Genomic DNA, 12,741 nt, shown 5'->3' with positions numbered 1-12,741 from the left:
GTACCAGGAAATGATCAAGGAGCACCGCCCGTGACCGAGTACCCCGAAGAGCCCGCCGAGTGGGGCGAGCCCGAGGCCTCGGGCGCCGTGGCGGTCAAGGCCGCCGCGCCCGTCACCCCGGCCGACGCCGCGGACGCCGCGCGGCTCGTCTCCTTCGGTCTTCAGCCCAAGCTCCAGCCGTCCCGCGACCAGGAGTACGGCGAGCTGCTGCGCCGCTACCGCGACGACCCTGCGTTCGCCCGGCTCGCCGACGCCGTCGCCACCGGGCTCGGCCTCGTCGTCCTGGAGGTCTCCCCGCGCGCGGGGATGGCCGTGACCGCCGCCGAGGACTCCGTGTTCGCCGTCCGGATGGGCGACTACGCACGCCGCACCTCCGCCGACGGCACCGACCGCTTCCTGCACGGCCTGGCCCACCTCGCCGTCGCCGCGCTCGCCTTCCCGCGGCCCGAGGACCTCGCCGACGACGGCTACATCGGCCGCGTCAGTGTCAACGGCGTGGACGCGTTCGTCCGCCAGGCCTGCCGCAAGCTGGAGGAGCGCGCCGAGGAGACCGGCGAGAACACCGACCCGGCCACCGACGCCCCGGGCCTCGAAGCGGCCTGGCGGATCTGGGCGCGGCGCAGCTCCACCGGCGCCACCAAGGACACGCGCCGACTGGCCAGTTCGACGACCGGCATCATCGGCAAAGCCGTCGCGTTCCTCACCGACTCCGGATTCCTCCAGAGAACCGGCGACGACGGGGGCGGCACGTACCGCACCACCGCCCGCTACCAGTTGCAGGTCCGCGACATGGCCGGCACCGCCGCGATGGGCGAGCTCCTCGACCTCGGCGTCGTCCCGGTGACCGACGGTTCCGCGAGCCTTGTGCCGCCGATGGACGAGGACGCGGCCGAGCTCGCCGCCGACGCGGGCCTGCCGTTCCACTCGTAACCCCATCGACCGCCTCAACTTCCGTACCTACCACGAGAGTCCGCCATGTACGAGCTGTCCCGGATTCGCCTCTACTCGATCGGTCCCGCCGGTGCGCGCTACGCCGACACCGTGCTCGACCTGCGGGGCGTCGGCGCGCCCGTGCCCGACCCCGCGCCCACCCAGGCGGAGTTCTTCGAGGACGAGCCCGTAGGACCGCCGCGCCGCCCCGCGCCGGCCGGCGTGCTCTTCCTGGAGAACGGCGGCGGCAAGTCGGTCCTGCTCAAGCTGATCTTCTCGGTCATGCTCCCGGGACACCGGAACACGCTCGGCGGTGCCAGCTCCGGCGTGCTGCGCAAGTTCCTGCTGGCCGACGACTGCGGGCACGTCGCCCTGGAGTGGCAGCACACGCTCACCGGCGAGTGCGTCGTCGTCGGCAAGGTCAGCGAGTGGCGGGGGCGCCAGGTCTCCAACGACCCGCGGAAGTTCGCCGAGGCCTGGTACTCCTTCCGGCCCGGCCCCGGCATGAGCCTGGACGCGCTGCCCGTCGCCGAGTCGACCGCCGTACGGCCCGTCGTCGAGGGAGCCTCGGGCGCGCAGGGCCGGCGCCGCACCATGAAGGGCTTCCGGGACGCGCTCACCGAGGCCGGCAAGGCGTACCCGCACCTGGAGGTGCACTGGGAGGAGATCCACGACCGGTGGAACGAGCACCTCGGTGACCTGGGCCTCGACCCCGAACTCTTCCGCTACCAGCGCGAGATGAACGCGGACGAGGGCGAGGCCGCCGGCCTGTTCGCCGTGAAGAAGGACTCCGACTTCACCGACCTGCTGCTGCGCGCTGTCACCGACACCCGTGACACGGACGGCCTCGCCGACCTGGTCAGCGGGTTCGGGAACAAGCTGGGCCGACGCTCCGAGCTCATCGCCGAGCGTGACTTCACCGCCGGCTCGGTGGATCTGCTGACCCGCATCGTCGAGGCCGCGGGCACCCGCTCCCGCGCGCGCGACATCCACGCCGCGGCCGAGCGGCGCACCCGTACCCTGGCCCGCCGCCTCACCGCGCGGGCCGCCGTCGAGCGGGGCCGCGCCGGAGACCTCGCCCAGCAGGTCACCGCGGCCGCGCACACCGTCACCGAAGCCGAGTCCGCGCGCGAGCGCACCGCCCTGATCGCGGCCGAACTCGCCTACCGGCACGCCTCGTCGGCGCTCGCGGGTGCCGAGAAGGCCGCCGCCGCGCAGAAGCGGGAGATGGCCGACGCCCGCACCCTCTTCTCCGCGTGGCAGGCCGCCGAGGCCGTGCTGCGCCACCGCGCGGCGGCCGACCGCTCCGCGCGCGTGGCCGTCGCCATCCGCGAGGCCGAGCGGGACGCCGCCCCCGCCCTCGCCGCCCGCGCCAAGGCCGCGTCCGATCTCGTACGCGCCCTGCACGGCGCCGCCGAGAAGGCCGAGGCGCACGCGAACGAGGAGGAGGAGCGCTCCGCCGTCCTCCAGGAGGCGGGCGAGACCGCGCACCGCGACGCGACCGCCGCCGCCACCGAGGCGCAGCGCGCCCGCAGTGAACTCGGGCACCTGCGTCAGCGGTTGAGCGAGGTCGAGCAGGAGACCGCCGAGGCCGTCAGGGCCGGCTGGCTCGACGACAGCGCGCCCGACGCCGACCCGGCCCGCGCCGCGCTCGCCGCGTCCGACGCCGAGAAGACCACCGTCGCCGCGTGGGACACCGCCCGCGAGGCCGCGCGCCGCGCCGCCGAGCACGCCCGCGAGTCCGCCGCCGTGGAGGCCCGCGCCGAGCTGACCGCGGCCCGCGCCGCGGACGCCGCGAGCGCCGCCGAGCAGGCGTACCGGGCGGAGGAGCGGGCGGCCGCGTCCCTGGCGGGCGAGGAGCGCCTCGCCGAACTCCTCGGGGTGAACGACCGGTCGGGCACCCCCAGGAGGCCGGGTTCCCCGGCGCCGTCCGCGCGCGGGCCGAGGCCGCCGACGGTCCGCTCACCCCCGAGGACCTCGACCGCGCCGCCGACGACCTCAAGACGTTCCTCGACGACTCGGTCGCCTCCGCCGAGCGGCAGCTCTTCGAGCTGCGCACCGCCGCCGCCGACGACTCCCGGATCCTCGGCGCCCTCGGCGACGGCGGACTCCTGCCGCCGGGCCCGGACGTACTGGCCACCGTCGAGTTCCTCGGCGAGCACGGCATCCCGGCCCTGCCCGGCTGGCGCTACCTCGCCCAGTCCGTCGACCCGGCCGACCACGCGCGCGTGCTCGCCGCCCGGCCCGAGCTGGTCGACGGCGTCATCATCACCGACCCGGCCTCGCACGTACGGGCCCGCGAGGCGCTCGCCGGGGCCGCCCTGCTGCCCCGGTCCGCGGTCGCCGTCGGCACCGCGGCCGCGCTGCTCGCCCCGACCCCGGCCGAGAACACCTCGGACGAGAACGTCTTCCTCGTGCCGCCGAACCCGGCCATGCACGACGAGCACGCCGCCGACGAGGAGCGGCAGGCGCTGCGCGCGCGGGCCGCCCGGCGCGACGAGGACATCCGCACCCTCGCGGGGCGCCTCGCCAAGGACCGCGAGCTGTCCGCCCGTCTCACCTCCTGGCGCTCCGGCTGCCCGGCGGGACGGCTCGCCGAACTCGCGACGGCGGCCGACGAGGCCCGCACGTTCGCGGCGGAGGCCGAGGCCGAGCTCGCCGAGGCCCGCACCGTGCGCGCCGAGGCCGACGAGAGCGCGAGCGAGGCGACCCGCGTCCGCGACGAGCGCCAGGAAGCGGCCCAGAAGGCGCGCCGCGCCGCCGACGCCCTGGCCGGGCTCGCCTACCGGCTGCGCGAGCGGTCCGCCTGGCAGGCCAAGGTCCGCGAACTCGCCGACGAGGCCGTCGAGTCCGAGGCCCGCGCCCAGTCCTGCCTGGAGCACGCACGCGCGGCCGACGAGGACCGCCGCGCCGCCCAGCGCTCCGCCGACGACGCCCGGCGCACCGCCCGCACGCTGCGTGGCGAGCGCGCCGAGATCGCCGGCGCCCCCGACGACGTACCCGAGGGCGACTCCCCGAAGGCGTCGCTGCCCGCACTGCGCGAGGCGTACCGTGCGGCCTCGCAGGTCTACGAGAAGGTCGGCGTCGGCGCCGACCTGCGGGCCGAGCAGGCCCGCGCCGAGAGCGACGAGAGTGCCGCGCTCGCCGAGCTCGACCGGCTCAGCAACAAGGTCCGCACCCGCGCCGCCGCCCTCCTCGAATCGCCCGAGGGCGCCGACGGCCCGTCCCGGCAGGCCGCCGCGGGCCGCGCCGAGGAGCACGTCCAGCTCCTGGAGACCCGGGCCTCCGCGACGAGCGAGCAGCTCGGCCGGCTGCGCGGCGAGACCGAGCGGCTCGCGCCCGAGGACGGCGAGGCGCACACCGAGCTGCCCGAGGACCTGATCCCGCGCGACACCGAGCACGCGCAGGCCCTGCTCCGTACCGCCACCACCGAACTGGCCGTGCGCACCGAGGCGTTGAGCACCGCGCGCGCCGCGCACGGCGAACTCCTGGCCGCGCACCGCGCCGCGGAGGACGGCACCGGCGGCTTCGAGGAGACGGCGGCGCTCCTGCGCGACCTGTTGCGCGACCACAGCGCCGACACCGAGGAGCAGGACGAGCAGGAGCCCTACCCCGGCTCCCTGGAGGAGGCCCGCACGGCCGCCGCCGAGGCGCGGCGCTCGCTGCGAGGCTGCTCCGCCGACCTGTCCGCCGCCGAGGCCGCGGTCCGCGAGGCGAGCGACATCCTCGTACGGCATGCGAACTCGACGCGGTACGAGGCGGTGCGCACGCCCGCGCGGCAGCAGATCAGGGAGCTGCCGGCGTCCGCGCTGCCGGAGCACGCGCAGAAGTGGGCGGACGCGTTCGCGCCCCGACTGCGCGTCCTCACCGACGAGTTGGCGCAGCTGGAGCGGAACAGGGACTCGATCGTGGACCGGCTGCGGGGGCTCGTCGAGTCGTCGCTCGCCACGTTGCGCTCCGCCCAGCGCCTCTCCCGGCTGCCCGAAGGGCTCGGCGAGTGGTCAGGACAGGAGTTCCTGCGGATCCGCTTCGAGGAGCCCGACCAGGCCACGCTCACCGAGCGGCTCGGCGAGGTCATCGACGAGGCGACCCGCGCGGCCGTGAAGAAGAACTCCGACCTGCGGCGCGACGGCATGTCCCTGCTGCTGCGCGGGGTCGGCTCGGCCCTCGAACCCAAGGGCATCGCCGTCGAGATCCTCAAGCCGGACGCGGTGCTGCGCGCCGAGCGGGTGCCCGTCGGGCAGATGGGCGACGTGTTCTCGGGCGGGCAGCTGCTCACCGCGGCCATCGCCCTGTACTGCACGATGGCCGCGCTGCGCAGCAACGACCGGGGCCGGGACAAGCACCGGCACGCGGGCACGCTGTTCCTCGACAACCCGATCGGCCGCGCCAACGCCACGTACCTGCTGGAGCTCCAGCGGGCCGTGTCGGACGCCCTCGGCGTCCAGCTCCTCTACACCACCGGCCTGTTCGACACCACGGCGCTCGCCGAGTTCCCGCTGGTGATCCGGCTGCGCAACGACGCGGACCTGCGGGCGGGGCTGAAGTACATCAGTGTCGAGGAGCACCTGCGGCCGGGACTGCCGCAGCAGGACCCGGACGGGGAGACGGTGCACGGCGAGATCACGGCCACGCGCATGTTCAAGCGGCCCGAACCCGCGGCCCGTTAGGCGTCGAGCTCCTGGACCAGCCAGTGATGGAAGGTCCCGAGGTGATGCTCGGTCGGCACCAGGACGCCGCCCGAGCAGTACGCCCGTGACGACGTGGCCGACGGGGTGCGCTCGTACACGGCGAAGCCACCGCGGGGCCCGGCGACGTGTGGTCCTGCTTCTTGTAGGCCCGCACGTTCGACATGCCGCGCCGTTTTGCGCGCACCTCCGGTGAACTCGCCCGCGCCGAGGCGCAGGGCGAGGCAGGAACGGAGACGGGCCCCGACGTCGAGCCCGAGTCGCCACCGTCCGGCCGCCACGTGCCCAGCCCGATGCCCGGTCCGGCACCGGGTCCGGCTCCCCGGCCGAGCGCGTCAGGAATGCGTCAACTGCCCGGCGCCGCCCCGACCCCGTATGTTCTCGGGAGCGCGCCGACGAGCCGCCCGGCGGGCCTGGCGGCGCTCCTTGCGCAGTCGGCGGGCCGTACTGGCCGGGACCGACACCACGCCGTTCCGCTGGTTCCACACCTGCCGGGTCACCCAGACGTCGAGCACGCTCCAGGTCGCCACCACCGTGCTGCCCACGCTGCTGAGCACCATGGGGAACGCCAGCCAGGAATCGGCCAGGGTGCACAGCACGGCGACCATGCCCTGAATGAGGGTCAGCGAGCCTATGAGCACCGCCCGTACCGCCGCCGTCCGTACCGGGTCGGGCATGCGGCGTCGCTTCGCCGGTTCCTCGACCCACAATTCGCGTCGCTCCGCCGTGACCATCACCGCACCACTCCCCACCACTCCCGGGCCGCCCGGCCGATGCCCCCGCACCGGCTCCCCACAGTGACTGCCCGGTTTGCTCTGCTTTACGCCGCCTGCGCGGCGCCCGTGCACTGTCCACCCATGTCCCATGAGGAGAGACGAACGGGAGCGCGTGAAGATTCCCGGATCCGCCGGGTGAACCTGCCGGGAATCGGACAACTATCCATACGGAGTCCCGGACGGTCGCAAGGAACATCGGAATCCGGCCAACTGTCCTGTCCGGGCGGCTGAGGGACATCGCCCCGAGCGGACGCGATCCCGGGATGCAATCTCACGCAATGCCCGGACAACTCACGATCTCCGTCATGGTGTTGAGCCGGACAGCATCCGGACAGGCCTTCGAGTTGCTCCTGTCTCAGTAGTAGGCTCGCGCCGTTTGTTGACGCACATGTGTGCCCCTGGCTCTCGGGGGCCGATCTGGGGGAGGCCATGCGCTTTCGCGGGAAGTCCATCCGCCGGAAGATCGTGGCGTTGCTGTTGGTGCCGTTGCTGTCGCTGACGGCGATCTGGGCCTTCGCCTCGGTCATCACGGGCCGCGCCGCCGTCCAACTGATCACGGCAGGCCAGGTCGCCGACGCCATCGGCTACCCCCTGAGCGACACCAGCCGGGTGCTCCAGGACGAGCGCCGCCAGACGTTGGTCTACCTCGCGGACCCCCGGGCCTCCGACGCCCAGTCCAAGCTGCGGATCCGACGCAGCGCCTCCGACGAGGCGATGAGCAAGATCAAGGAGAAGGCCCGCGACTCGGGCCTGCGCGACGACCTGGACGACGACGCGCGCCGCACCCTCGACACCGTCGTCGAAGGCTTCGAGGGAATCGAGTCGCTGCGCCGCAACATCGACGAGGGCACGGTCACCCGCGCCCAGGCGCTCGAGTTCTACAACGACCTCATCACGCCCGCGTACGACTTCCTGCTCGACCTCACCGCCCTCGACGACGCCAAGGTGGAGCGCCAGGGCCGCGCCCTCGTCGGCATCCTGAAGGCGCGTGAACTCCTTTCCCAGGAAGACGCGTTGGTCGGCTCCGGGCTCGTCGCCCGCCGCCTCACCCAGCCGGAACTGCGGCAGATCTCGGACCTCGTCGCCCAGCGCGGCCTCCTGTACGACACCAACCTCGCGCTGCTCCCCGACGACGAGCGTTCCCGCTACGAACGGTACTGGCGCGGCCCCGACACCAACCCGCTGCGCACGGCCGAGGACGCCCTCGTGGACGGCGAGCCCGGCGCCCCGCAGGGCGTCACCGCCGGCCGCTGGGACAAGGCGTCCACCGCCGTCCTCGACGACCTCGTCGACCGCAACACCGACGCCGCCGACCGGTACCGGCTCCGGGCCCGTCCGGTCGCCGTGAAGGTGATCGTCCTCGCCGGCATCGCCGGAGTGCTCGGGCTGCTCGCCCTGCTCTTCTCCGTCTTCCTGTCGCTCCGCATCGGCAGCCGCCTCGTCCGCGACCTGCGCCGCCTGCGCCTGGAGGCCCACGAGTCGTCCGGCGTCCGCCTGCCGAGCGTGATGCGCCGCCTCGCCGCCGGAGAAGAGGTCGACGTCGAGACCGAGGCACCCCGCTTCGACTACGACAAGGACGAGATCGGGCAGGTCGGCCAGGCCCTCAACACGCTCCAGCGGTCCGCCGTCGAAGCGGCCGTGAAACAGGCCGAGCTGCGGCGCGGTGTCTCCGAGGTCTTCGTGAACCTCGCCCGCCGCAGCCAGGTCCTGCTGCACAAGCAGCTGACGCTCCTCGACACCATGGAGCGCAGGACCGAGGACACCGACGAACTCGCCGACCTGTTCCGCCTCGACCACCTGACCACGCGCATGCGCCGCCACGCGGAGGGCCTGGTCATCCTCTCCGGCGCCGCCCCGTCCCGGCAGTGGCGCAAGCCCGTCCAGCTCATGGACATCGTCCGGGCCTCCGTCGCCGAGGTCGAGGACTACGAGCGCATCGAGGTACGCCGACTGCCGCGCATCGCCGTGACGGGCCCCGCGGTCGCCGACCTCACCCACCTGGTCGCCGAACTCCTGGAGAACGCCACGGTGTTCTCGCCCCCGCACACCGCCGTGCAGGTCCTCGGCGAGCGCGTCGCGAACGGCTTCACCCTGGAGATCCACGACCGCGGTCTCGGCATGGCCCCCGACGCTCTGCTCGACGCCAACCTGCGGCTCGCCGAGACCCCCGAGTTCGAACTCTCCGACACCGACCGGCTCGGCCTGTTCGTCGTCAGCCGGCTCGCCCAGCGCCAGAACGTCCGCGTCTCCCTCCAGCCGTCCCCGTACGGCGGCACCACGGCCGTCGTCTTCATCCCGGACACGCTGCTCACGGACGCCCCCGACACCGAGGGCGCCGGTTTCCGTCTCGACCGGCCCGACCCCGCGCGCCGTGCGGCGCCGGCCGGTCGCGGCGCGACCCTGAGCACCTCGGAGGGGCTGCCGGGCCTCCCCGCCTCCGTCCTCGACGGCCCGGTGGAGCTCGAGGCACCGCTGACCACCTCGGACATGACGGAGTTCCCCGGCGCGCTCGGCGACGAGGACAGCGAGCGCGGCGGTCTCTTCCGGCCGCGCCGTGCGGTCGCCGGTACCTCCGGCGAACAGCACCAGCAGGCGTCCGACGACGAGGACGGCTCGGGTCCCGGCCACACCGGCTCCCGCGACGCGCAGCCGGGCGGCCTCGTGCCGCTGCCGCGCCGGGGCGCCCCCAAGCTCGTCAGCTCGCACGGCCGGCCCGTGGGACACAGCCGCCCCGGCGAGGGCGACCGCCCCGGAGCGCCCTCGCACCCGGGGACCACCGCGACCGCGCCGACGAGGAGAACCGGGGCGAGACCCCGTCCACCTCGCTCGCCGACCTGCCCCGGCGGCGCTCCCGCGCCACGGAGCCGACCCGGGCCCCGGCACCGGCCGCCCCGGCGGACGCCGGTCAGCCGGACGCCGGGGCCTGCCCCGCCGCGTACGACAGGCCAACCTGGCCCCGCAGTTGAAGGACGGCCCCGACCAGCGGGCCGACCGCACGACGGCCAGGGACGAGACGGTCGGCGCACCGCCCGTGGAGCGGGACGCCGACGAGGTACGCAGCCGCATGGCCTCGCTCCAGAGCGGCTGGCGGCGCGGCCGCGAAGAGAACGAACGGGACACCACCGCGGGCGACGACCGCGCCGACGGCACAGCACAAGGAACAACATCTGAGGGGGACGGTCGATGACCGCACCGAAGGCCACCGCGCACACCACGAACGGTGGTTCGGGGGAGCTGAACTGGCTCCTCGACGACCTGGTCGAGCGGGTCGCCGCCATCCGCAAGGCGATCGTGCTCTCGGGGGACGGACTTCCGACCGGGGTCTCCAAGGACCTCAGTCGTGAGGACGGCGAACATCTCGCCGCCGTCGCCTCCGGATTCCACAGCCTCGCCAAGGGCGTCGGGCGCCACTTCGACGCGGGCGGCGTCCGGCAGACCGTCGTCGAGCTCGACGACGCCTTCCTGTTCGTCACCGCGGCCGGCGACGGCAGTTGCCTCGCGGTCCTGTCCGACGCGGACTCCGATGTCGGCCTCGTCGCCTACGAGATGACTCTGCTGGTCAAGCGGGTCGGCGTGCATCTGGGGACGGCTCCGCGCACGGATCTGCCCGCCGGAGGGTAGTGGATCGGGATGAGCGCAGACGGTGAGGGGACGCAGGAGACGCACCACTGGTTCGACGACGAAGCCGGGCCGGTCGTCCGTCCGTACGCCATGACACGCGGCCGCACCACCAGCGCGGCCCAGCATCGCCTCGACCTCATCGCCGTCGTCGTCGCGGAACACCGCGGCGCCGAGGCGGTGGCCGACCAGACGCTGTCGCCGGAGCACGTCGACATCGTCGAACTGTGTGGCGACAGCCCGCAGTCGGTGGCCGAACTCGCCGCCGAACTCGACCTTCCCATCGGCGTGGTGCGCGTCCTGATCGGCGATCTCGTCGATGACGAACTGGTCCACGTGACCCGTCCCGTGCCGCCCGCCGAGCTGCCGGACGAGAGCATTCTGCGCGATGTGATCGACGGCCTCAGAGCGCTCTGAACCCCTCCAGCACCCCCGACACAGCGACCGCAGTGAGGCAGGAGAGACAACCGATGATCTTCGGGCGTTCCGAGCGCGGCAGGGCCCCCGTCGAGCCCGTCACGCTCAAGATCCTCGTGGCCGGCGGCTTCGGCGTGGGCAAGACGACCCTCGTCGGCGCGGTCAGCGAGATCAGGCCCCTGCGGACGGAGGAGCCGCTCAGCGAGGCGGGCCGCCCCGTCGACGACACGCGGCACGTCAAGGGCAAGCACACCACCACGGTGGCCATGGACTTCGGCCGGATCACGGTCCGCGAGGACCTCGTCCTGTACCTCTTCGGCACCCCGGGACAGGACCGCTTCTGGTTCCTGTGGGACGAGCTGGCGACGGGCGCCCTGGGGGCGGTCGTCCTCGCCGACACCCGCCGCCTGGAGGACTGCTTCGCCGCCGTCGACTACTTCGAGCGGCGCTCCATCCCGTTCGTCGTCGGCGTCAACTGCTTCGAGGGGGCCGCCCGATATCCCGCGGACTCCGTACGCCAGGCCCTCGACCTCGACCCCGGCGTCCCCGTCGTGCTCTGCGACGCGCGGGAGAAGGACTCCGTGAAGGACGTCCTCATCGGCGTCGTCGAGCACGCGGCGGCCACCGCGGCGCGGCTCCGCCAGCCCGCGGCCACCTGAACCGGTACCTCTGAACACGACCACGCGTGAACACGACCACGCGCGCGTAGCGACGAGAACGTCACCACGCGCGCGTGCCCTACTGTTCCCGGGAACCGTCCGGGGACGGTCCCCGAGCGCTCACGCGCCGTCCTCGTGCCAGCCGAAGCTCTTCTCCACGGCCTTGCGCCAGTTGTGGTACTCCCGGTCACGGATCTGCGGGTCCATGGCCGGCGTCCACTCGGCGTCCTTCTGCCAGTGCGCCTTCAGCTCGTCCAGGTCGTTCCACACGCCCGTCGCGAGCCCGGCCGCGTAGGCCGCGCCCAGGCACGTCGTCTCGGAGACCTTGGGCCGGACGACGGGCACGCCGAGGACGTCCGCCTGGTGCTGCATCAGGAGGTTGTTCTTCGTCATGCCACCGTCGACCTTCAGGGTCGTGATCTGCACCCCGGAGTCCTGGTACATGGCGTCGACGACCTCACGGGTCTGCCAGCTCGTCGCCTCCAGGACGGCCCGCGCCAGATGCGCCTTGGTGACGTACCGGGTCAGACCCGTGACGACACCGCGCGCGTCGGAACGCCAGTACGGCGCGAACAGACCCGAGAACGCGGGCACGATGTACGCGCCGCCGTTGTCGTCCACACTCGCGGCCAGCGTCTCGATCTCGTCGGCGTTCTTGATGATGCCGAGCTGGTCGCGGAACCACTGCACCAGGGCACCGGTGATCGCGATCGACCCTTCGAGGCAGTACACCGGCGCCTCGGACCCGATCTTGTAGCCGAGGGTGGTGAGCAGCCCGCTCTTCGACGGCACGGGCCGGTTCCCGGTGTTGAGCAGCAGGAAGCTGCCGGTGCCGTACGTGTTCTTCGCCGTACCCGCGTCGTAGCAGGCCTGCCCGAAGATGGCCGCGTGCTGGTCGCCGAGGGCGGAGGCCACCGGCACGCCCGAGAGCTGCCCGACCGCGGTGCCGTACACCTCGGCCGACGAGCGGATCTCCGGAAGGATCGCCTCCGGGACGTTCATCGCCGACAGGATCGACGGATCCCACTGGAGGGTCTCCAGGTTCATCAGCATGGTGCGCCCGGCGTTGGTGACGTCGGTGACGTGGACGCCGCCGTCGGTGCCGCCGGTCAGGTTCCAGATCAGCCACGAGTCGATCGTGCCGAAGGCGATCTCGCCGCGTTCCGCGCGGGCTCGCAGACCCGGCACGTTGTCGAGCAGCCAGGCCGCTTTCGGCCCGGAGAAGTAGCTCGCGAGCGGCAGCCCCGTCTGGTCGCGGAAACGGTCCTGCCCGTCGGTTCCGCCCAGTTCGTTGCAGAGCCCCGACGTCCGCGTGTCCTGCCAGACGATCGCGTTGTGCACGGGTTTGCCGGTCGACCGGTCCCACAGGACCGTCGTCTCGCGTTGGTTGGTGATACCGAGGGCGCTGAGCTGGTCCGCGCGCAGACCGGCCTTGGCGACCGCGCCGGCCACCACGGCCTGGACCTTGGACCAGATCTCGGTGGCGTCGTGCTCGACCCAGCCCGGCTTCGGGAAGATCTGGCGGTGCTCGCGCTGGTCGACGGAGACGATGGCGCCGTTCTGGTCGAAGATGATGCAGCGGCTCGAGGTGGTGCCCTGATCGATGGCGGCGACGTACTTCACGGAAGTGTCGGGCATGGCTACCCCTTCGTG

8 protein-coding genes and 1 pseudogene are annotated in these 12,741 nt (G+C 73.3%); 6 read left to right on the top strand and 3 right to left on the bottom strand.

The features are described from left to right. The first annotated feature begins 87 nt into the window (after positions 1-87). Positions 88-930: a hypothetical protein gene (locus V2W30_RS06140; RefSeq protein ID WP_338703503.1), complete on the top strand. Its 843-nt coding sequence runs from the start codon at positions 88-90 to the stop codon at positions 928-930. Positions 931-975: 45 nt separating this feature from the next. Further along, a pseudogene (locus tag V2W30_RS06135) lies at positions 976-5,600 on the top strand (hypothetical protein). On the opposite strand, the gene V2W30_RS06130 reads toward V2W30_RS06135, so the two are convergent. Further along, positions 5,597-5,719: a hypothetical protein gene (locus V2W30_RS06130; RefSeq protein WP_338694276.1), complete on the bottom strand. Its 123-nt coding sequence runs from the start codon at positions 5,717-5,719 to the stop codon at positions 5,597-5,599. The pseudogene V2W30_RS06135 and the gene V2W30_RS06130 overlap by 4 nt on opposite strands. A gap of 234 nt (positions 5,720-5,953) precedes the next feature. Then, a complete protein-coding gene (locus V2W30_RS06125) occupies positions 5,954-6,484 on the bottom strand; it encodes a hypothetical protein (RefSeq protein ID WP_425244493.1) in 531 nt (176 codons plus the stop codon). 339 nt (positions 6,485-6,823) lie between these two features. Here V2W30_RS06125 and V2W30_RS06120 point away from each other — a divergent pair, with 339 nt between their 5' ends. The 4 genes from V2W30_RS06120 to V2W30_RS06105 are packed head-to-tail and all read left to right on the top strand — an operon-like array spanning position 6,824 to position 11,088. Then, positions 6,824-9,565, top strand: a complete 2,742-nt coding sequence (locus tag V2W30_RS06120) for a nitrate- and nitrite sensing domain-containing protein (RefSeq protein ID WP_338694274.1) — start codon at positions 6,824-6,826, stop codon at positions 9,563-9,565. A gap of 12 nt (positions 9,566-9,577) precedes the next feature. Then, positions 9,578-10,015, top strand: coding sequence for a roadblock/LC7 domain-containing protein (locus V2W30_RS06115; protein ID WP_338694272.1), 438 nt, complete (start codon positions 9,578-9,580; stop codon positions 10,013-10,015). Between the two features lie 9 nt (positions 10,016-10,024). Further along, entirely contained in the window at positions 10,025-10,429 is a 405-nt protein-coding gene (locus V2W30_RS06110; RefSeq protein ID WP_338694270.1) for a DUF742 domain-containing protein, read from the top strand. A 53-nt stretch (positions 10,430-10,482) separates the two neighbouring features. Then, positions 10,483-11,088: a GTP-binding protein gene (locus V2W30_RS06105; protein ID WP_338694268.1), complete on the top strand. Its 606-nt coding sequence runs from the start codon at positions 10,483-10,485 to the stop codon at positions 11,086-11,088. Between the two features lie 120 nt (positions 11,089-11,208). Here the strand turns inward: V2W30_RS06105 and glpK are convergent, their stop codons facing one another. Beyond that, a complete protein-coding gene (gene glpK / locus V2W30_RS06100; RefSeq protein ID WP_338694266.1) occupies positions 11,209-12,726 on the bottom strand; it encodes a glycerol kinase GlpK in 1,518 nt (505 codons plus the stop codon). Between the last annotated feature and the right edge of the window lie 15 nt (positions 12,727-12,741).

Origin of the sequence: Streptomyces sp. Q6 (genome assembly GCF_036967205.1) — a bacterium.
In the GTDB taxonomy this organism is placed as follows: Bacteria; Actinomycetota; Actinomycetes; order Streptomycetales; family Streptomycetaceae; genus Streptomyces; species Streptomyces citrinus.
This window is presented reverse-complemented; position numbering and strand designations above follow the sequence as displayed.